The sequence below is a fragment of the Sphingomonas sp. IC081 genome, assembly GCF_006874585.1.
GTDB lineage: Bacteria > Pseudomonadota > Alphaproteobacteria > Sphingomonadales > Sphingomonadaceae > Novosphingobium.
Genome location: NZ_CP029761.1, coordinates 3247322 through 3268409, shown reverse-complemented (window position 1 = coordinate 3268409; position 21088 = coordinate 3247322). Strand labels below are relative to the sequence as shown.

17 protein-coding genes are annotated in these 21088 nt (G+C 67.9%); 5 read left to right on the top strand and 12 right to left on the bottom strand.

Annotated elements, in window-relative coordinates:
* Nucleotides 1–4 precede the first annotated feature (4 nt).
* Nucleotides 5–2689: a M1 family metallopeptidase gene (locus DM450_RS15360; RefSeq protein WP_142636201.1), complete on the top strand. Its 2685-nt coding sequence runs from the start codon at nucleotides 5–7 to the stop codon at nucleotides 2687–2689.
* Between the two features lie 7 nt (nucleotides 2690–2696).
* Here DM450_RS15360 and DM450_RS15355 read toward each other — a convergent pair whose 3' ends face one another.
* The 4 genes from DM450_RS15355 to DM450_RS15340 form a co-directional block, all read right to left on the bottom strand.
* A complete protein-coding gene (locus DM450_RS15355; RefSeq protein WP_142636199.1) occupies nucleotides 2697–3878 on the bottom strand; it encodes an ATP-binding protein in 1182 nt (393 codons plus the stop codon).
* 74 nt (nucleotides 3879–3952) lie between these two features.
* Nucleotides 3953–5431, bottom strand: a complete 1479-nt coding sequence (locus DM450_RS15350) for an ATP-binding protein (protein ID WP_260609914.1) — start codon at nucleotides 5429–5431, stop codon at nucleotides 3953–3955.
* Nucleotides 5432–5442: 11 nt separating this feature from the next.
* On the bottom strand, nucleotides 5443–6180 hold the full coding sequence (locus DM450_RS15345; RefSeq protein ID WP_142636197.1) for a response regulator: 738 nt from the start codon (nucleotides 6178–6180) through the stop codon (nucleotides 5443–5445).
* A gap of 21 nt (nucleotides 6181–6201) precedes the next feature.
* On the bottom strand, nucleotides 6202–6939 hold the full coding sequence (locus DM450_RS15340; RefSeq protein ID WP_142636195.1) for an EF-hand domain-containing protein: 738 nt from the start codon (nucleotides 6937–6939) through the stop codon (nucleotides 6202–6204).
* A gap of 285 nt (nucleotides 6940–7224) precedes the next feature.
* On the opposite strand from DM450_RS15340, the gene DM450_RS15335 reads away from it, so the two are divergent.
* Nucleotides 7225–7629 carry a hypothetical protein gene (locus DM450_RS15335; protein WP_142636193.1) on the top strand — a complete coding sequence of 135 codons (405 nt, stop codon included), beginning with the start codon at nucleotides 7225–7227 and terminating at the stop codon, nucleotides 7627–7629.
* 6 nt (nucleotides 7630–7635) lie between these two features.
* Here DM450_RS15335 and DM450_RS15330 read toward each other — a convergent pair whose 3' ends face one another.
* Entirely contained in the window at nucleotides 7636–8037 is a 402-nt protein-coding gene (locus DM450_RS15330; protein WP_142636191.1) for a cupin domain-containing protein, read from the bottom strand.
* 81 nt (nucleotides 8038–8118) lie between these two features.
* On the bottom strand, nucleotides 8119–9978 hold the full coding sequence (locus DM450_RS15325; protein ID WP_185928628.1) for an aminopeptidase P family protein: 1860 nt from the start codon (nucleotides 9976–9978) through the stop codon (nucleotides 8119–8121).
* A 51-nt stretch (nucleotides 9979–10029) separates the two neighbouring features.
* On the opposite strand from DM450_RS15325, the gene DM450_RS15320 reads away from it, so the two are divergent.
* Entirely contained in the window at nucleotides 10030–12123 is a 2094-nt protein-coding gene (locus DM450_RS15320; protein ID WP_142636189.1) for a S9 family peptidase, read from the top strand.
* 188 nt (nucleotides 12124–12311) lie between these two features.
* Nucleotides 12312–12710 carry an acyl-CoA thioesterase gene (locus DM450_RS15315; protein WP_142636187.1) on the top strand — a complete coding sequence of 133 codons (399 nt, stop codon included), beginning with the start codon at nucleotides 12312–12314 and terminating at the stop codon, nucleotides 12708–12710.
* Here DM450_RS15315 and DM450_RS15310 read toward each other — a convergent pair.
* The 5 genes from DM450_RS15310 to DM450_RS15290 form a co-directional block, all read right to left on the bottom strand.
* Nucleotides 12697–13440 (bottom strand): GGDEF domain-containing protein, encoded by a 744-nt coding sequence (locus tag DM450_RS15310; RefSeq protein ID WP_142636185.1) that lies wholly within the window; start codon nucleotides 13438–13440, stop codon nucleotides 12697–12699. The two genes, DM450_RS15315 and DM450_RS15310, sit on opposite strands and share 14 nt — an antisense overlap.
* Entirely contained in the window at nucleotides 13407–14414 is a 1008-nt protein-coding gene (locus DM450_RS15305; RefSeq protein WP_142636183.1) for a hypothetical protein, read from the bottom strand. Before DM450_RS15305 ends, DM450_RS15310 begins: the two co-directional genes overlap by 34 nt.
* Before the next feature lie 302 nt (nucleotides 14415–14716).
* Nucleotides 14717–16471, bottom strand: a complete 1755-nt coding sequence (locus tag DM450_RS15300; protein WP_142636181.1) for a cation:proton antiporter — start codon at nucleotides 16469–16471, stop codon at nucleotides 14717–14719.
* A gap of 178 nt (nucleotides 16472–16649) precedes the next feature.
* The gene (locus DM450_RS15295) at nucleotides 16650–19094 is read right to left on the bottom strand and encodes an FtsK/SpoIIIE family DNA translocase (RefSeq protein ID WP_142636179.1); all 2445 of its coding nucleotides are present in this window, start codon (nucleotides 19092–19094) and stop codon (nucleotides 16650–16652) included.
* An 86-nt stretch (nucleotides 19095–19180) separates the two neighbouring features.
* Entirely contained in the window at nucleotides 19181–19744 is a 564-nt protein-coding gene (locus DM450_RS15290; protein ID WP_142636177.1) for a thiamine phosphate synthase, read from the bottom strand.
* Here DM450_RS15290 and DM450_RS15285 point away from each other — a divergent pair.
* Nucleotides 19743–20411 (top strand): YggS family pyridoxal phosphate-dependent enzyme, encoded by a 669-nt coding sequence (locus DM450_RS15285; protein ID WP_142636175.1) that lies wholly within the window; start codon nucleotides 19743–19745, stop codon nucleotides 20409–20411. The two genes, DM450_RS15290 and DM450_RS15285, sit on opposite strands and share 2 nt — an antisense overlap.
* 43 nt (nucleotides 20412–20454) lie before the next feature.
* On the opposite strand, the gene DM450_RS15280 is transcribed toward DM450_RS15285, so the two are convergent.
* Nucleotides 20455–21084, bottom strand: a complete 630-nt coding sequence (locus DM450_RS15280; protein WP_142636173.1) for a LysE family translocator — start codon at nucleotides 21082–21084, stop codon at nucleotides 20455–20457.
* Between the last annotated feature and the right edge of the window lie 4 nt (nucleotides 21085–21088).

Genomic DNA, 21088 nt, shown 5'->3' with positions numbered 1-21088 from the left:
TTTGATGACATTTATCCGCTTCCTGACGCTGCTTTCGGCACTGCTTCTGGCGCCGGGGCGGGGCTGGGCGCAGGAGGCGGTGCCGATCGTTTCGCAGGCCGCGCCGGACCTGCCGTTCGGGCGGCTCGGCGACAGTGTGCAGCCGACCGCCTACCGCCTCGATCTGACGCTGGATCCGGGCAAACCGCGTTTTTCAGGCCGGGTAGAGATCGACCTGAAGGTGACCAGAAACGCACCTGGACTGTACCTGCACGGCCGCGACCTCGATGTCACCGCGGTCACCGCGCGGATCGGCGGGGAAACGCTGACCGGCCACTGGCGCCAGCTCGATGCCACCGGTCTGGCCGAGGTCTCTTTTGACCGTGACCTCGCCGCCGGCCCCCTGACGCTCACTCTCGATTACAGCGCGGCTTTTGCCGATGGGCCTTCCGGCCTGTTCCGCGTCAACGTCGAGGGCGACTGGTACGTCTGGAGCCAGTTCCAGTCGATCGACGCCCGCGCCGCCTTCCCGGGGTTCGACCAGCCCGGCTTCAAGACACCCTTCACGCTGACCCTGCGCACGCCGCCCGGTCTCACCGCGATCAGCAATGCGCCCGAGATGGGCGCGCCCACGACCGAGAACGGCCTTGCCGTGCACCGCTTCGCGCCCAGCCTGCCGTTGCCGACCTATCTGCTGGCGGTGATGGTAGGGCCGTTCGCCGTGCTGGAGGGCTCCGTCCCGGCCAGCGCCGAGCGGGCGGCGCCGCTGCCGCTGCGGATCGTCTCCACCCGCCAGAACGCCGGCAAGCTGGCCTTTGCGCTCGATGGCAGCGCGCGCATCGTGCGCCAGCTGGAGGACTTTTTCGGCGCGCCGTTCCCCTTTCCCAAGCTCGACCAGATCACCAGCCCGGTGCTGCCCGGCGCCATGGAGAACCCCGGCGCCGACCTCTACCGCGACGACATCCTGGTGATGGACGGCGCCGCCCCGGTTGCGCAGCAGCGCCAGTTCGGCACCATCGTCGGCCACGAACTGGGGCACCAGTGGTTCGGGGACCTCGTCACTCCGGCCTGGTGGGACGATATCTGGCTGAACGAGAGCTTCGCCAACTGGATCGGCTACCGCATGGGCGATGCGTGGCGACCGGAGCTGGGCATTGCCGGTGACGCCCTGCAGACCGGGTTCGCGGCGATGGAGACCGATGCGCTGGTGGCGGGGCGCCCGGTGCGGCAGGCGATCGAAACCAGCGACCAGATCGATTCCGCCTTCGATGCCATCACCTACGGCAAGGGCGGGCAGGTCGTCGCGATGATTGCCGCCTGGCTGGGCGAGGATCGCTTTCGCGAGGGGGTGCGCCGCTACATCGCCGCGCACCGGGGCGGCAATGCCACCAGCGACGATTTCTTCGCCGCGCTGGCCGAAGTCGCGGGCGATCCCCGGCTGGTGCCCGCCTTGCGTAGCTTCGTGGAGCAGCAGGGCGTGCCCCTGCTGGCGCTGCGCCAGCAGGGCGACCATGTGGCGGTGACCCAGCTGCGCTACACCACCGCGGGCATCGCCCCGCCGCCGGGCAAGTGGATCATCCCGCTGTGCTTCCGCCGGGGCGCGCAGATCACTTGCACGATCATGGACCGGCCGAACCAGTCCTTCACCGTACCCGGCAGCGGCCCGGTGTTCCCCAATGCGGGCGGGGCCGGATACTACCGTTTCGAACTGACCGCCGGGCACTGGCAGTCGCTGATCGCCGGAGCCGGTAGCCTGCCCTCGGGCGAGGCGCTGTCGCTGGTCGATTCGCTCGATGCCTCGATCCGCGGCGGGCGCGGCAATGTCTCGGAGATGGCGCTCCTGGCCCGAGCGCTGATCCGCCATCCCGATCCCCATGCCGCCGATGCGCCGTTCGAGGCGCTGTCGCGCTATGTCATGCAGGGCCTTGTCACCGGGCGCGGGCGGCTCGGGTTCAATCTGCTGCGCGAGCGGCTCTATATGCCGCTGCTCAAGGAAGACGGCTTCGATCCGCGTGCGGGCATTTATGCCCACGAAGCGCCCGCGCGCATCCAGCGCCGGGTGCAGGTGGTGGAGGCGCTGCTGGCGACCAGCCGGGGCGGCAAGCTGCGCGACCAGATGGCACAGGCGATGGAGGCTTACCTCAGGGGGGACGGGGCCGCGCTGGACCCGGCATGGATGGACCATGCGCTGGACGTCTACCTGTTCAAGCGGGCGGCCGACAAGGCGGGCGGCGAGGAGGGCGGCGGGGCCGCGCGCGATCTGGTGGAAAGGGCGCTGTCTTCGGACGATCCGGTGTTCCGCCCGGCCGCATTGGCGGCCTCGGCGCGCACCGGTGACGTGAAGCTGGCGTCATGGCTGCTGGACCTCAAGGACCCGCGCCTGCGCGAGGGCGAGCGGCTGAGTTTCCTCGACGGCATCATGGCCCGCAGCGCCACGCGCGACATCGGTTATCAGTGGGCGCTTGCCCATCTCGACGATCTGGTGAGCGCCAGCGGCGGCCCGTTCTTCGCCACCCGCCTGCCGCAGCTGCTGGGCCGCTACTGCTCGGTGGACAAGGCCGAACGGATCACCCGCGACTTCGGGCCGAGCCTTGCGGGAACTTCGGGCGCTCTGGAACTCGCGCGCGCCAGCGAGCGGGTGCGCAATTGCGGGTTGCTGGACGATCTGGTGGGTAGCCAGATCGATGCGGATTTCGTGGCGATGAAGTAGGGGGCGCTCAATTCGATCCGACGGGGATCCAGTGGCGCTTGAGATACTCGTCGAACATCGGGACCGTGAAGGCGATATCCCCATGCGCCGGGCTGTAGATCATGCCTTTCGCGATGATCTGCGCGCGCCGGGGGCCAAGGGTCGTCAGTTTTTCACCCAGCACTTCAGCCACGTCCGAGGATCGGTATGGCCCCGGCCCCAATCGGGCCATGGCAATCACGTATTCCTTTTCCTTTGGCGTCAGACGGTCGATCCTGACTTTGAAGAAGCCTTCGTCCAACCGACGCAGCGCCTCCTTTTCCGCCGCTTCTACGCAAGTAATCGCGATCGGTGATTCCGGCGAGGCATTCCAGACCTGATAGCCCCACTCCTGAAGGAAATAGGGATATCCACGTGTCAATGCGACGATGGTATCCAGCACGTCGGGTTTGATCGTTTCCCCTTCCTCCTCGATTGGCTGACGTATCGCATTCGCCGCTGCGGCGTTGGGCAGGGCGTCGATCTTGGGGAAGACGAATAACCGCTCCGCATAGGACTTTGCATCGCCCGACAATGCTGCGATGGCAGGCAGACCGGCACCGAACAGCAGGACCGGCAAGCCTTTCTGATTGATCCGGTGAATGGCGACGATGAGGGCACCCAGTTCGTCCGGCGAAAGGTACTGCACTTCGTCGATCAGCAACGCCCATCCGCGACTGGCCGCTTTTGCTGCCTCGCCGACTTTCAGGAAGAGTTCGGTGATGTCGTATTCGAGATTGCCACTGTCGGCAACGCCGGGTTCCGGATCGACGGAGACTTCGAAGTCTCCGACGCTGATCTTGAAGGCGCTAGCAAAGCTGCGCAGCGCCCTTAGCGCGTTATGCGTGGATGTTCTGGCGGCTTCGACGAGGGACAGTTTTCGCAGAACCTGATGGATCTTGGGGTAAAGCAGATCGACGAGTTTGCGGTCTTCCGGGGCTTCGATGAACGAGGTCAGGTATCCGCGTTCTTCAGCGATCTGTTCGATCTTGTTGAGAAGAACGGTCTTTCCCACTCCGCGTAAGCCGAGCAGCATTTGCGATTGGGCGGGGCGGCCCAGCAGGACGCGCTGCAAGGCGGTGTCCGCCGTGGTGATGATTTCCTCACGGCCGGCCAGCTCCGGCGGCTGAGAGCCTGCTCCGGGCGCAAACGGATTTCGAACCGGGTCCATGTTTATCTCTTTAGGGCATAGTATAGCGTGGTGATGATATACTCATGCATAATTCCCTAAAGGTCAATCGGGGCTCACCCCACCGGCAGTTCGACCCTGGCCCTGAGGCCCTCGACCGTGCCGTCCGCCGCCAGTCGGTTGGCCAGCACCAGCGCGCCGCCGTGCTGTTCGGCGATCGCGCGGGCGAGCGCGAGGCCGAGGCCCGCCCCGCCGGTGGCGCTGTTGCGCGAGGGGTCGCCGCGGGTGAAGGGGTTCATCATCGCGTGGATCTGGTCCTCGGGGATGCCCGGGCCGTCGTCGTCGATCACGATCACGGCGCTGCGGCCCCCCGGCGTGGTTTCGCGCGAGAGCGAGACGCGGGCGCGCTGGCCGTAGCGCAGGGCGTTGCCGATCAGGTTGCGTAGTGCGCGGCGGATCCAGGTCGGGCGCAGTTCCAGCGCGATGCGTTCGGTCTCGTCCACTTCGACCGGCTCGCCCATGTCCTCGTATTCCTCGATCACCGAGAACATCAGCGCCGAGAGCTCGGTGCGTTCCAGCGGGTCGCTCGGGCGGCCGACGCGGGCCAGCGAGAGGATGTCGTCGAGGGTGCGCACGATGTCCTCGATGGTGCTGGCCATGCGGCCGCGCTCGACATCGTCGGAGACCGATTCGATGCGCACGCGCAAAGCCGCCAGCGGGGTCTTGAGGTCGTGCCCGATGGCGCCGAGCATCACGTCCTTCTCGTCGAGCAGGGCGGCGATGCGCGATTCCATCGCGTTGTGGGCCACGATCAGCCGCTGCATGTCCTCGGGGCCGGAAGGGGCGAGCTGGCCGTCGAGGTCCTGCGTGGCGGCAAAGCGTTCGAGCCGGCGGGTAAGCGCGGCGAGCGGGCGGGTAATGCGGCGCAGGATCAGCGCCACCGCCACCATCAGCACCACGTAGATGCTGATCGTCTGGATCAGGATCGGCCCCAGCAGCACGTTTTCCGGGCGCGGGCCGCGCACCCGGGCGATGATCCAGCTGCCCTCGTCGCTGGTACGCACGCCCACCACCATGAGGTTGGAGCGCAAGAGGCCGGAGACCTCGTCGGGCGGCAGGCCGAAGCTGGCGGCGCGGCGCAGCAGGCCGCGCCGGGCGTAGCGGTCCTGCCCGGCGGCGCGGTGGACGACCACCACCTCGCGGACGGTGAAGTCCTGGTCGGCGAGGATCCTGGTCAGTTCGGTCTCGGCGTCGCGGTCGCGCGCCTCGCCGGGCAGGACCGGGGAGCGGGTGCTGTATTCGAGGTGGTAGCCCTTGGGCGGCGGCCCGGAGAGCGGTCCGCCCGGGGTGTCTCCGGGGCGGGCGTTCTGGCGGCGCACCAGCCCGCGGGGGCCGCGCGTCTCCATGATCAGGCGGAACACCGCGGCATTGTTCATGCCCGCCTCGTAGCCTTCGCGCTGGGCGCGGTAGACGAGGAAGGTGCCGAGCCCTTGCACCAGCAGCAGCGCCGCGGCGACGGCGAGCAGCATCTGGCCCATCAGGCTGTGCGGGCGCAGGATCTTCAGGCGGGACGGGAGCACGGGGGATGGGGGCATGGGGGCCGGGCTCATTCCGCCGGGGCGGGCATGCGGCGCACGTCGGCGGCGAGCATGTAGCCGCCGCCCCAGACCGTCTGGATCAACTGCGGGTTGCGCGAATCGACCTCGATCTTGCGGCGCAGGCGGCTGACCTGGTTGTCCACCGCACGGTCGAACAGGTGCGCCTCGCGGCCCTGCACCATGTCGAGCAGGCGGTCGCGGTTGAGCACCTGGCGGGGATGTTCGAGGAAGGCCATGAGCAGGCGGAACTCGACCGAGGAGATCGCCACCGAGGCGCCTTCGGCATCGGTGAGGCGGCGCTTGAGCGGATCGAGCTGCCAGGTCTCGAAGGCAAAGATCTCGTTCTCCGTCGCGGGCGCGGCGATGCGGGCGGCGCGGCGCAGCACCGAGCGGATGCGGGCGACCAGTTCGCGCGGTTCGAAGGGCTTCACCACATAGTCGTCGGCGCCGATCTCGAGGCCGACGATACGATCGGTCGCCTCGCCGCGGGCGGTGAGGAAGATCACCGGCACGTCCTGCGCCTCGACGAGGTGGCGGCACAGCGAGAGGCCGTCCTCGCCGGGCATCATGATGTCGAGCAGGACCAGGTCGGGCTTCTCGTCGCGCAGCAGATTGCGGGCCTCGGCGGCGCTCTGGGCCTGTCTTACGGCAAACCCCTGGCGCGAGAGGTACTCGGCCAGGGGTTCGCGAAGCGCGGACTCGTCGTCGACGAGGAGCAGGCGGGCAGTGGTGGTGTCGGTCGTCATTTCTATCCGTTCGGGCGGCGCTTAGCTGGCCGGCTTCGGGGCGGGCGGCGGGCCTTCGGGCGGGCCGCGGCGCTGCCCGCGCATCTGGCGATGGGCGGCCTGGCGCTCTTCCTTCGTGACCTTGCCGTCCTTGTTGGTGTCCATGGCATCGAAGCGCTTGAGGGCGGCGGCGATGAATTCGGCCTTGGTGACCGCGGCGTCCCTGCCGCCATCGCCCATGCGGGCCATCGGAGCCCCCATCGAACCGGGGCCGCCGAAATGCCCACCCATGCGGGGACCATGACGGCGGGGGCCGTGACCGCGCGGGCCATGCTTGCCGGGCGCGGCCTGTGCATCCGGACCGCCTTCCGGCGGGGCCATGTCAGGACCGCCTTCCGGCGGTGGGGGCGGCATGTCGGGCCGTCCTTCGGGACCACGACCTTCCGGGCCGCGATCGGCGAGGAATTCTGCCTTCGAGATCATGCCGTCGCCATTGGTGTCGAGGCGCTTGAACATCTCTTCGCGCATCTGGGCGCGGCGGGCCTCACGGTCGGCCTTGTCGAGCTTGCCGTCCTTGTTGACGTCGAGCCGGGCGAAGCGCGCCTCGGCGGCGGCCTGCGCTTCGGCGCGGGTGACGGTGCCGTCGCCGTTGGCGTCCATGTGGAAGCCGTCTTCGGGCGGCGGAGGCGGCGTGTCGGGAGCCTTTGCAACGGCGATGCCACCGATGGCGAGCGCCGCGGCGGAGAGGCCGATGGCAAACTTGGTCAGGTGGCGCGTCATGTCTGCTCTCTCACTCCTGCAAGCGATTCCGGCGAAAGCCGCGAGGCGGGGAAGGGAGGGGGAAGAACTGCCCCGCAGCTTTCTGAGCCTCGTTCTATCCCGTGCTTGTCGCGCAGATGTGCCGCTTTGCGGATAGTTTGTCGTCAATTGTCACAAGTCTGGCTGGCTGCTCGGCAAGATGCAAGCCAAGAGCGCTGCCAGCAGCCGGCCTTGGCCAATTCCACTGCGACTCCCTCCGTTCTCCCGAACCGGCTGACATTGCGGGCAGCCAGGAGGGTAGCTAATTTGCTGCAGGTGAACAGCGAGAGGGCGCGCGGGTACATGGAAGGTCAACCGGCTGAGAAGCGATTGACAGCATGGCAAGGGTTGTTTGCGGTAGTGCTAGGGACCGCTGTCGCCGTTATAGTGGGTCAGTTCGCCACCGTAGGCGCAGCCGAGATTGCGGGGGTTATGGTGGCGTCCATCACAATCTGCGTGACGGGTTTTCGAGATTATCGCTCCAGGAAGTGGTTCGCGCCGCTCATGATGGGTTGGATCACCTTGCACTTAGCTGCGTTGATTTTCGTTGTGATACCAATGAAAATCGCGGGCTCCAAATTCTTGATCCAACTGATCTGGCCGGACTACCTCGCCTTCGTGGCGCTGGTTTTTCTCGCTGAGCGTGTCTGGGAGCGAAGGTCTCAGCGCTGACGTCGGCTATCGCGGACGATGCTCGGTGCCTTCGCCGGCGGTGATGAACACGGCGCTGGCTGGGGCGGAGACATCGGCGGTGTGCCAAGCCCCCGCCGGGTTGATCGCATATTGGCCTGCGGTGATCGTGACGGACCGCTGCGTGCCATCGCGCAGCTCCTGATGCAGCGTCATCTCGCCGGACAGGCACACCACCAGTTCGTCGCCCATGGGGTGCATTTCCCACGATGTCCAGCTTTCGGCAAAATCGTGCATCGAGACCAGCCGCCCTTCGGCGCCGTCCGCGGCGGTGCGGGTCGAGTAGGCGGCGTACCACTCCATGCCGGTAAAGGCAGGCTGCTGCTCCGCCCGGGCGCCGAGGCCGAGGTGGACGGGATGGGTCCTGAGGTCTGGAGGCTGATCGGTCATCGGCGCGTCCTTCCGGCAAAGCGCTTGCCGGAAGGACGCTACCGCTGTGGGCTCTCGCCTACAAGGTCAGAGGGGCCAAGCTCAGAGAGGCGCGCACTGGACCTTGAGCCAGGCCAGCGTCGCCGCATCCTCGGGCGCGGACAGCTGCGGGCCGATCACTTGCAGCACGCGGGCGTGGTAGGCGTTCCACCACGCCGTCTCGTCCGCGCTGAGCAGCGCGGTATCGACGAGGCGGCGCTCGATCGGCGCAAGCGTCAGCGTCTCGAAGCCGAGGTACTCGCCGTCCGAACCCTCGAATTCGCGCTTCTCGACCAGTACCAGGTTCTCGATGCGGATGCCGTATTCGCCGGCCTTGTAGTAGCCCGGCTCGTCGCTGAGGATCATGCCGGGGAGCAGTTCCTGCATCGTGCCGGCCTGGCCGCCCGCCGCCTTGGCGATGCGCTGCGGGCCTTCGTGGACCGAGAGGAAGCTGCCGACGCCGTGGCCGGTGCCGTGGGCATAGTCGAGCCCGACCGACCACAGGAACTGGCGCGCCAGGGTATCGAGCTGGCTGCCGTTGGTGCCCTTGGGGAACACCGCGCGGTCGATGGCGATGGTGCCCTTGAGCACGCGGGTGAAGCGGTCCTTCACTTCGTGGAGCGAGGTCTTGCCCGGCGTTTCCCCAAGGTGCTCCATCGTGCCGATCCAGACGGTGCGGGTGATGTCGGTGGTGCCGCAGGGGTACTGGCCGCCCGAATCGACGAGGTAGACGCTTTCCGGCTCCAGCCTGAGGCTCGATTCCTCGGACACGCGGTAGTGCGGGCTGGCTGCATTAGGGCCCGCGCCCGAAATCGTGTCGAACGAGAGGTCGCGCAAGTCGCCGCAGCGCTGGCGGAATTCCAGCAGCTTGGCCGCCGCGCTCATCTCGGTCACTTCGCCCTTGGGGCCTTCGACCGCGAGCCAGTGGAGGAAACGCGTCACCGCCACGCCGTCGATTGCCTGGGCATCGCGCTGGCCCTGCTGCTCGACCGGGTTCTTCACCGCCTTGGGCAGGATGGTGGGATCGCGCTGCTCGACCACGGTGGCGCCCGCTGCCTTCAGCGTTTCGAAGATCGCGGCCACGGCATTGTCGGGATCGATCGAGACGCGCTTGCCGCCAAGCGTCTTGAGGCCCGCCACGAAGTCCGCGCGCGGGCGCACGGTGACGGCATTGCCGAGGTGGTGGCGCAGTTCGGGCGTCACTTTCTCTTCGGCGATGTAGAGGTCGGCGGTGCCGTCGGCATGGGCGACGACGTAAGACAGCGCAACCGGCGTGCGCTCCACATCGGTGCCGCGCAGATTGAGCAGCCAGGCGATCGAATCGAGCGCCGAGATTACCGTGGCGTCGAGGCCCTGCGCGGTCAGCCATTCGGACACGGCGGCGCGCTTGGCCTTGCTCGATTCGCCGGCGAAGGCGTCGTCATGCACTTCGGCGGGCGCGGGCGAGGGCTGGGGCTGGTCCTGCCAGATCGCGTCGATGGGATTGCCTTCGACCGGGACAAGCGTGGCCCCGCGCGCGGCCAGCGCGGCGCTGGCGGCGTCCACCCACTTGGAACCGTGGAGCCAGGCGTCGTAGCCGATCCTGGCACCCTTGGGCGCATTCTCGCCCAGCCAGCGGGCCGGGCTGGTCTGCGGCACGCTTTCATAGGCGTAGAACTGGCCGTTCACCTGCTCGCGCACTTGCAGGGTGTAGCGCCCGTCCACGAACATCGCGGCGGCCGAGGGCAGCGAGGCATCGGTCAGCACCACGGCCGTACCGGCCGAACCGCCGAAGCCGGTGAGCCAGGCGAGGCGCTGGGCATAGGCGCCGACATATTCGCTCATGTGCTCGTCGGAAATCGGGATCACGAAGCCGTCGAGGCCGCGCGACTTCAGTTCCTGACGCAGGGCATCGAGCCGCGCCTCGTGGGTATTCATCAACATGTTCGGGGTATCCGGCTTGCGGGGGTCATGCAGGCAACATAGATCGTGCGCATGGCAGATTCCACCCAGACCCTCTCGGGTCCTCCACAGGCGGCGAAGAAGCCGCACAGCTTCACCCGCCACGGCGTGACCGTCGAGGACGATTACGCATGGCTGCGCGATGCCGGTTATCCCGAAGTCACCGACAAGGACGTGCTGGCGCATCTCGAAGCCGAGAACCGGTGGTTCGAACACTGCATGGCCGGCCAGCAGGGCAAGATCGACGCGCTGTTCCAGGAAATGCGCGCGCGCATCAAGGAAGCCGACAAGTCGGTGCCGCAGAAGGACGGCGACTACCTCTGCTGGATCGAGTTCGAGGAAGGCGCCGAGTACAAGAAGTGGTGGCGCAGGCCCGTCGCTGGCGGTCCGGACGAGCTGATCCTCGACGAAGTGGCGCTGGCCGCGGGCAAGGACTACTTCAACCTCGGCGCGATCTCCACCAGCGCGGACGGCAGGCTGCTGGCCTATTCGGTGGACGACAACGGCTCCGAACGCTTCACCGCGCGGATCAAGGACCTGACCACCGGCGAATTGCTGGCGGACGAGATTCCCGGAACCCTTTCGGCATTGGTCTGGGCCGCGAACGACAAGGCGCTCGTCTACTCGCTTGCCAACGAGCAGTGGCGGACCGACAATGCCCGCCTGCACTGGCTGGGCCAGCCGCTCGACAGCGACGTTGAACTCTACCACGAGGACGACGAGGGTTTCCGCGTCGGTTCCTCGCTCTCGTCGAACGAGCAGTGGCTGCTGATCGGCACCAGCGATCACGAGACCAGCGAATGCCGCATGGTCCGCGCCGACGATCCGCTGGGCGAGCAGATCCTGGTCAAGCCGCGCGAGAAGGGCGTCGAGTACGATGTCGATGAGCGCGAGGGCGTGCTCTACATCCACACCAACGACACGCACGAGAACTTCCGCCTCGCCACGGCGCCGCTCGCCGATCCCGGCACGTGGACAACGCTGATCGCGGGCAGCGACGAATTCTACCTGACCGGCGCCGAGCTGTTCCGCGACTTCTACGTCACCGAGGGCCGCAAGACGGTTGGTGCCGGGGCCGGGCTCGACCGCATCGAGGTGCGCTACTACGACGATCCCGCCCGCGTCGAGCCGATCGTGTTCCCCGAGGCGAGCTATTCGGCGGGCCTTGCCAACAATCCCGAATGGCACGTGACAAGCCTGCGGCTGACCTACGAATCGATGGTCAGCCCCTCCAGCGTCTACGACTACGATGTCGCCGCGCGCACGCTCGAGGTGCTCAAGGTCCAGGAAATCCCCTCGGGCTATGACGCCTCGCTCTATGCCACCGAGCGACTGGAGATCCCGGCGCGCGACGGCACCATGGTGCCGGTCTCGGTGGTCTATCGCCGCGACCGCGCCACGACGAATGGGGGCGGGGCGGGGCCGCTGCATCTCTACGGCTACGGCGCTTACGGCATCTCGATCGATCCGGGCTTCTCGACCACCCGGCTCAGCCTCGTCGACCGCGGCTTCGCTTATGCCATCGCTCATATCCGCGGCGGCGACGACCTTGGCCGGGCCTGGTACAAGGCGGGCAAGCTGGAGCAGCGCACCAATACCTTCAACGACTTCGTCGATTGCGCGCGCGGCCTCGTCGCGCGCGGCTTTACCGAGGCGGGCAGGATCTCGATCTCGGGCGGCTCGGCGGGCGGCGAACTGATGGGCGCGGTGATCAACTCGGACCCCGCGCTGTTCGGCGCGGTGGTGGCGCATGTGCCCTTCGTGGACGTGCTCAACACCATGCTCGACGATTCCCTGCCGCTGACGCCGGGCGAATGGCCGGAATGGGGCAATCCGATCGAGGACAAGGCCGCCTTCGAGCAGATCCTCGGCTATTCGCCCTACGACCAGGTCAAGGCGCAGGCCTATCCGCCGCTGATGGTGACCGCCGGCCTCAACGATCCGCGCGTGACCTATTGGGAGCCGGCCAAGTGGGTGGCGAAGCTGCGCGAGGTGAAGACGGACGGCAACGAGCTGATCCTCAAGACCAACATGGGCGCGGGCCACGGCGGCAAGTCGGGCCGGTTCGAGAGTCTCAAGGAAACGGCAGAGGAATTCGCCTTCATCCTCTGGCAATTGCAGGTTTGAAAATTCGCTGAACGCGAATTTTGCGGCACCGGCCCACGCCCCCACCCGACCACCCATCAGGATACACTCGTGGGTGGTCGGCCCCCTCAGCGAAAAGGTCCCCCGGACCTTTTCGTGCTCTTCGGGACGGGCGTGGGCCGGTGCCGCACGAAAATGCCCGGATGGGCATTTTCGATCAGGAGAAAGACATGAGCGACCGCTTTGCCATGACCTTCACGGCGACGGCCCATGACATCGACGTCATGGGCCACGTCAACAATGCCGTGTGGGTGCAGTGGATGGAGGCGATCGCCGTCTCGCACTGGGAGGCCGGCGCCACGCCCGAGCAGGTCGAGAAATACGTCTGGGTCGTGACCCGCCACGAGATCGACTATCGCGGCAACATTACCGAGGGCGAGAGCGTGGCGGCGCAGACCTTCATTCCCGAAGGCCCCAGCGGCGCGCGGTTCGACCGGCGCGTGGAGTTCCGCAATGAGGCGGGCAAGGTCATCGTCGCGGCCAAGACCACGTGGGCGATGATCGACAAGGAAACCGGCCGCATCATGCGCGTGCCGCCCGAGGTTGCCGAACGCTTCAGTGCAGGCTGACGACGGTCTGTTCGAGAAGCGAGGGCGACTGCGCGATTGCCGCGAAACTCTTGCTCACGGTGCGGTTTCGCCCCGCCGCCTTGGCTTCGTAGAGCAGGCGGTCGCACTGGCGGTAGAGGTCGTTGAAGCGCATCGCCGGAGCGCTGGTGACCAGGCCCATGCTGGCGGTCACCGGCCGGTCGAGTAGCGGCACTTCGGCGGCGATGCGCGCCGGGATCGCCTGGCGGCGGCGTTCGGCACGCTCGGCGGCGCCGGTGCCGCGCAGCAACATCAGGAATTCCTCGCCGCCGATGCGCACCACCACGGTGTCCTCGTCCGGCATCAGCGCCACCGCGACGGCGCGCAGCACCGCATCGCCGGTCGCATGGCCGCGGGTGTCGTTGATCGACTTGAAATGGTCGAGATCGATCAGCGCCATCGTGTCGAAGCCTTCGAGCACCAGGCGGCTGTAGCGCTCCTCGAAGCCGCGACGGTTGTAGAGCCCGGTCAGCGGATCGCGTTCGGCCAGGCTTTCCAGCATGCGCGCCTGCGTCAGCGCGCGGTCGCGCTGGTCCTTGAGCGCCATGAAGCGGTCCGCCGCGCCCAGCGTGGTCACCAGCACCTCGAAGGCGATGGAGACGTGCTGCAGCGTCATCAGCCCCAGCGGCGCATCGGTGGCCCCCAGCATCGAGACGATGCGGAACAGGCCCATGCCGATCAGCGGGGCCCAGCCGACGATCTGGAACCACACGGTGCGGCTGCCGCGCTGGTCATCGTCCAGCCCAGCAGCAGGATGAACGGCAGGAACGAGGCGTAATAGAGCATCGCCGCGCTGGCGAGCAGCGGGCCGGAGGCGAGGTTGTAGTAGAGCGCCCAGAACAGCACCCAGGGGATAGCCGCCAGCAGCAGCCGCTTGTGCTGCCGGTCGAGCATGCCGGGTTCGAGCAGGTCGTCGAAGAAGCGCGAGGCGCCGATGATGATCAGGCTCCAGCTGAGCGAGGAGAGCGCGCAGATCTGCGTCAGCGAGAGCGAGACGAAGCGGTTGATGAGGCCGCTGCCCACCGCCGTCTGCATCAGCATCGCAAAGACGCCCAGCGCATGCCAGAGCGCGAAAGGCTGGCGCAGCACGCGGAAGATCGCGAAATTGAGCACCAGCGGCATGATCATCAGCCCGCAGAGCGCGGCGAGGATCAGCGCGTCGTTGCCGACCGCGCGCTCGTCCGCCGGCGCGGCGATCACGGCATCGGACAGCAGCCCCTTGTGGCGCGGGTTCACCACCTTGAGCACGTAGGCGCCGGGGGCTTCTCCCGATGCCAGGCGCGGCAGCGGCATCTCCATCGTCCAGGACGTGGAGGCGAGGTGCAGATCCGGCTCGGTGATCGGCCGGGTCGCGCTTTGGCCATCCGCGCCGAGGGCGGTGACCGACAGCGCGGTGAAGCCGGTCAGGCGGGTATTGAGCGTTTCGCCGGGCACTTGCCGGTGTCCGGCCATGTCGATCCGCACGAAGCTCGCCATGCCGCCGGCGATCGGCCAGGTCCTGCCGCTGCAATCCCAGCGCGCCGGATCGCGGGCGAGGGCGGCCGCCGATTCGCCGCTATCGGCAAGCGCGGTGCAGACCGAGCCCGGGGCAAAGGCGGGTTGCGGATGGGCGGCAGCGGGCAGCGCCAGCAAGGCCAGGGCCGCTGCCCACACGCCGAACAGATAGGAAAGGGCCCCCGGGTACATGGCTGCTCAATCGCCGATCTCGATCAAGATATGGTTAACATACTGACAGATTGCCGCTCCGCAACCTTGCCGGAAACCGACGAAATCGTCGCCCTTTCGGGCGGACTGGCGCGAGCTGCTATCGATTCATCCGATCATCCCCACCCGATCGCGCATCGCCAGCATCCCGCGGGTGTCCGGGTGTCCGGGTGTCCGGGCGGGTGGCGGAGCGGGCCGGTGCTGCCCTCAAGCGGCCCTCAAGCGGCCGTTGCGGGCATTTTCAAACCGGCGCTGACGCAAGCGGTGGACCATTTGCCCACCCCTCAGTGGGCGTCGCGCAGGCTCTGGGTGATGATGCGGTCGCGGGCGGCGCGGATGTCGCCGGTCTCGTGCTGGATCGACAGCCGCTCCCTGTCGCTGGCGCGGTAGGTGTTTTCTGCCGCGTCGATCTGCTGGAGCGAGAGGCCGAGGTCGTCCAGCGCCTCGCGCGCCATCGCCACCGCCGATTCCATGACCTCGCGCACCATGAAGGCGACGGGGGCATCCATCAGCCGGATCATCGTGCGCCGGTCGTAGACGCGGGCGAGGATGCGGGCATCGGGGAAAGCCTGGTGGACGTTCTGCAGGAAGCTTTCGGAAAGCTGGTCGCCGTCGATGCAGAACACGATCATCTGCGCCTCGCCGGCGCCGGCCTGGCGCAGGAGGTCGATGCGGGTGCCGTCGCCGAACCAGACCTTGGCGCCGAAGCCGCCGGCCACGTCGATCATCTCGATGTCGGTGTCGATCAACGTCACCTCGATCTCGGCGGCGATCAGCACCTGGGCCACGGTCTGGCCGAAGCGGCCATACCCCACCACCAGCGCGCGGGCGCCGTCGCGGCGGGGACCTTCGCGGGTTTCCTTGGAGGTCGGCATCTCGCGGATGCGCGCGGTGGCCATCATCAGGAACGGGGTGGTGACCATCGAGAGGGTGACGATGGCGCTGAACAGGCTGGCGGCGCTGGGGTCGACCAGCCAGGCGTCCCTGGCCTGGGCGAACAGCACGAAGCCGAATTCGCCGCCCTGGCTGAGCAGCAGGCCGAGCGCCAGCGCGCTGCGCCAGTTCATCCGGAAGGCCAGGCCCAGGAGGAAGATCACCCCGCTCTTCACCGCGATCAGCGCGAACGCCATGGCCAGCACGAACAGCGGCCGCTCGGCGATCGCCGAGAGGTCGAGCATCATGCCCACCGACATGAAGAACAGGCCCAGGAGCAGCGTGCGGAACGGCTCGACGTCGGCCTCCAGCTCGTGGCGATAGGGGGAATCGGCCAGCATGACCCCGGCGATGAAGGCGCCGAGCGCGGTGGAGAGGCCCAGCGACTGCATCAGGGCGGCCGAGGCGATCACCGTGAACAGCGCCGCGAACACGAACATCTCGCGCTCGCCGAGGTTGCCGATCAGGCGGAACAGCGGGCGAATCGCGAAGCGGCCCGCCAGGATCAGCCCGGCGATGGCGGCCAGCGTTTCCAGCACCAGGATCCAGCCGGGAGGGCCTTCGGGCAGGTGCGGGTTGCGGTTCATCGCCGCGATGATCGTGATCAGCGGGATGATCGAGAGATCCTGGAACAGCAGGATCGCGAAGGAGCGCTCGCCGAACGGGGTGTGCAGGCGGCCGGCGCCCTGCAGCATCGGCAGTACCTGCGCGGTGGAGGAAAGGCCGAGCGGCAGCCCCAGCGCCAGCGAGGCGGAAATGCTGAAGCCGGTCGTGACATAGATGACGGCCGAGATGGCGAGCCCGCAGAGCGCCACTTGCAGCAGGCCCAGCCCGAAGATCTCGCTGCGCATCCGCCACAGGCGCCGGGGCGCGAGTTCGAGGCCGACGATGAACAGCAGGAAGGTGATGCCCAGTTCCGCGATGCCCAGCTTGTTCTCGGGATCGCCGACAAGGCCGAGCATGGAAGGCCCGAGGATCGCGCCCGCGAGCAGGTAGCCCAGCGTGGCACCCAGCCCGAGGCGGCGGAACAGGAGGACAAAGGCAAGCGCGGTGCCGAGCAGCAGGAAGCCGTCTCGCAGCAGGAATGCCTGGGAATGATCTTGCATCGGGGCCTTTCGGGGGCAGGGACGCGGGGGTGCCGTCAAAGCGGCAGGGTAGGGCTATTGGCGGGCAATTGGTAGGTTGGCGTTGGGATGGCTTGACCTTGCCCGCCAATCCCGCTTCCCGCGCGCCATTGGGGGGCTGTGTGTGGGGGGCGGGGCTGCGGGCGCCCCCCTGCCGTGCCTAGAGCGGCGCGCCGTTCTCGTCGCGGTAGATGTCGCGGCGGCCGACGTGGTTGGCGGGGCCGACGTAGCCGTCCTGCTCCATGCGCTCCACCCACTTGGCGGCGGTGTTGTAGCCCACGCCCATCTGGCGCTGCAGCCAGGAGACCGAGACCTTCTGGTTCTCGAACACCAGCTGGCAGACCTGGCGGTACTTGCGCTCTTCCGGCTGGTCGGAGGCGGTGGCGTCGAGGTCGTCGAAGCCGAACGAGCCTTCTTCCGGCTCGTTGGTGACGGCATCGACGTAGTCGGGCTTGCCCTGCGCGCGCCAGTGATCGGCAACGTGTTCGACTTCCTCGTCCGAGACGAAGGGGCCGTGGACGCGCTTCACCGGGTCGGAGCTGGGCTTGTAGAGCATGTCGCCCTTGCCCAGCAGCTGCTCGGCGCCCTGTTCGCCCAGGATCGTGCGGCTGTCGATGCGGCTGGTGACGGCAAACGACACGCGGGTCGGCAGGTTGGCCTTGATGACGCCGGTGATGACGTCGACCGAGGGGCGCTGCGTCGCCATGATCAGGTGGATGCCCGCCGCGCGGCTCTTCTGGCTGAGGCGCTGGATCAGCACTTCGATTTCCTTGCCGACGGTGACCATGAGGTCGGCGAGTTCGTCGACGATGAGCACGATCTGCGGCAGCGTCTCGTAATCGAGCTGGCGATCTTCGTAGAGCTCCTCGCCGGTTTCGGGATCGAAGCCGATCTGGATGCGGCGGCCCAGCGGCTTGCCCTTGGCGGCGGCGGCGCGGACTTTCTCGTTGAAGCTGGCGAGGTTGCGCACGCTGATCTCGCTCATCTGGCGGTAGCGGCGCTCCATTTCCTCGACCGCCCACTTCAGCGCGCGCACCGCCTTGGGCGGCTCGGTGACGACCGGCGAGAGCAAGTGCGGAATATCGTCGTAGCTCTTGAGTTCCAGCACCTTGGGATCGACGAGAATCAGGCGGCACTGCGCCGGGGTGAGGCGGTAGAGCAGCGAGAGCAGGATGGTGTTGAGGCCGACCGACTTACCCGAACCGGTGGTACCGGCGACCAGCAAGTGCGGCATCGTCGCCAGGTCCGCCACCACCGGTTCGCCGGCGATGTCCTTGCCCAGGATGATCGGCAGCATGCCCTTGTGGCTGGCGAAAGCCTCGGAGGCGACCATCTCCTTGAACGAGACCATCTGGCGGTCGGCATTGGGCAGTTCGATGCCCATGACGGTGCGCCCCGGAATCGAGGAGACGCGGGCCGAGATCGCGCTCATGTTGCGGGCGATGTCGTCGGCAAGGCCGATCACGCGGCTGGCCTTGATGCCGGGGGCCGGCTCCAGTTCGTACATGGTGACGACCGGGCCGGTGCGCACGGCGGTGATCTCGCCCTTGACGTTGAAATCGTCCAGCACGGTTTCGAGCAGGCGCGCGTTGCGTTCGAGGCTGAGCTTGTCGATCTTGGGCTGCGAGTTGGGCGGCGGATCGTTGAGCAGGTCGAGCCCGGGCAGCGCGAACTTGTCGAACATGTCCTTCTGGCGGTTGCCGATGTTGAGCTGCGCGGGGGTGGCGGCGGCCTTGGGATCGCTGATCTCGGGTGCCTTGCGCGGCTTGGCCGGTTCGCGCTGGGCAGCGGCGGCCACCGGCGCGTCGTCGAAGTCGTCGTCCATGAACGGCGCGGACTGGATCTTCGGCGCCTTCTCGCGGGTCTTTTCCTTCTCGGCGCTGCGGGGCGAGGCCTCGCCGGGGGCGGAAGCGCGGCCGATGCGGCCGGGCAGGGTCAGCAGGCGGCCCCAGTCCCAGGCGAACACGCTGCCCGCCAGCAGCAGGCCGCCGCCAAGGCAGAGCACGGAAATGGCAAAGGCCGCCCAGGAGGCAAAGACGCCGGGCAGGAAGCCGGTCAGCGTCTCGATCACCCAGGCGCCGAGCAGGCCGGAAATGCCGCCCATCGAGGCGGGCAGGGTGCCGCCGGGCTGGACATAGGTGAGGCCGAGCAGGGTGCCGGTGGCGCCGGCCTGCGGGAAGGCGAGGCTGAGCACCGTGGCGATCAGCACCATGGCCAGCGCCAGCACAAAGACCGGGCGCCACCAGCGCTGGTTGGAAGGCTCCATCTCGCCGTCCTCTTCCTCGACCAGCAGCCAGAGCTTGCGGGCGAAGACATAGAGCAGCGGCACGAAGAGCGCGGAAACCGGGCCGAACAGCAACAGCACCCGCTCCGCCACCCAGGCGCCGACCGGGCCCATCCAGTTCTCCGCCGGGCCGCCGGCGGCGGTCGAGGCGGAGGGATCGGTCTGGTGGTAGCTCAGCAGCGCGAGGGTGAGGAAGGCCATCGCCGCGAACAGCAGCAGGGCGCCGCCCAGCTCGCCCGCGCGGCGCAAGGACCGCTTGAGCACTGCGCGCCAGTCCGGCTTGGCGATTCGCCGTCCGGGTGCGAGGGGCCGTGTCGCCATTGGAAATTCCCTTGATTTCGGCCCGATATAATGCGTCGGCGGGGGACTCGCCGTCAAGAATGGATCGGGAACAAGGTTGTGGGCGGTCAGATAAACGCCTGAATCGCCGCCCATTTGCGGGCAGGTAGCGTGCGGGCGCGGTGCGCCGTCATGCCGCCCAGCGCGATCACCGGCACCTGCGCGCGCGCCGCCAGGAGGCGAAACCGCGTCGGCCCCAGCGTCTTGCCGCCGGGGTGCGAGCGGGTGGCGAAGACCGGCGAGACCACGGCCATGTCGGCGCGGGCGCGGTGGGCGCGGGCGAGTTCGCGCAGCGAATGGACGGTGACGAGGCGCAGGATCGCGGGGCCATGGGTGAGGTTTCCCGCCGCGCCGTAGGCCCCGTCCGCGCCCCATTTCCGGGCTTCGCGGGCTGTCCCGGAAAGCACGATGACGTGGCCGAAACGGCGGGCCATACGTTTCAAAACCGCGAAACGGATGCGGCGTTCGGCAGGCGGCAGGTGGTAGTGGCGCAGCACCAGCCCCGATCCGCGCGGCAGGCGCGCGAGCGCGGTTTCGAGCGTGGCATCGTTGCGGGCGTCGCTGACGAGCCAGATGTCGGGCGCAAGAGGTGGCTGGCGGTTCGGCACGGGGACGCTATAGCAGCGCGCCATGGATCAGCCAGCTTCTCCTCTCCAGGCCGTTCGCGCCGGGATCGCCCACGCCGCCACCATTGCCGGACGCACGCCCGGGGCGATCGAACTCATCGCCGTCTCCAAGACCCACCCCGCCGAGGCGATCCTGCCGCTCCTCGCCGAGGGGCAGCGCGTCTTTGGGGAAAACCGCGTGCAGGAAGCCGAGGCCAAGTGGCCCGCCCTGCGCGAGGCCTATCCCGATGTGGTGCTGCACCTCGTCGGCCAGCTCCAGTCCAACAAGGCCGAGGACGCGGTCGCGCTGTTCGACTGCATCCACGCGCTCGACCGGCCCTCGCTGGTTACGGCGCTGGCCAGGGCGATGGACAAGCTGGGCCGCCGGGTGCCGTGCTTCGTGCAGGTGAACATCGGCGCCGAAGAGCAGAAGGGCGGTTGCGCGATTGCCGATCTGCCCGCCCTGCTGGCCGAAGTGCGCGGCGCGGATATTCCGCTGGCGGGCCTGATGTGCGTGCCGCCGGCGGGCATCGAGGCGGCGCCGTTCTTTGCCCTGCTTGCCAAGCTTGCCGCCGACAACGGGGTTTCCGGCCTGTCGATGGGCATGAGCGAGGACTTCGAAACGGCGATCATGCTGGGCGCCACGCATGTGCGCGTGGGCAGCGCGCTGTTCGGCGCGCGGGCCGCAGCCTGATGTTACCCAAGCTCCTCCCCCGCTGGGGGAGGATCTTTTTTGCTTAAGCTGCGCGGAACGCCAGCAGCGAGAGGCCGAACCCGGCGAACAGCCCGCCGGTCAGCCGGTTGAACGCCCGCTTGACGCCGGCCTTGCCCAGATGGCGCGAGAGCGCGCGGCCGCTGAATGCATAGACCGCGTACCAGAACGCCTCGATCACCGCGAAGACCGCCACCAGGATGGCGAACTGCGGTGCCTGCGGGCGGGCGGGATCGATGAACTGCGGCAGGAAGGCGGCGGCGAAGACGATGGCCTTGGGATTGCTGATCGAGATCGCATAACCGCCGCGCAGCAGCGCCAGCCACGAAACCTCCGGCCGCACGGTCTGCAGCGCGTCGTCATCGTCCGAAACCGGCGCGCGCCATGCCTTGACCGCCAGGAACAGCAGATAACCGGCGCCCGCAATGCGCAGCGCGGTGAAGGTCCCGGGCAGCGCATGGAGCAGCGCCCCCAGCCCCACGGCGGAGGCGGCCAGCAGGGTGACGAGACCCAGGAGGCAGCCCGCCATGGTGGCGAGGGTGCGCTTCACGCCCAGTTCCACGCTGCGCGAGAGCACGTGGAGCATGTTGGGGCCCGGCGTCGCGCTCAGGAGGAAGACCGCGACGGCGAAGATCCAGAGGGTGTGAAGCGCCATCCGC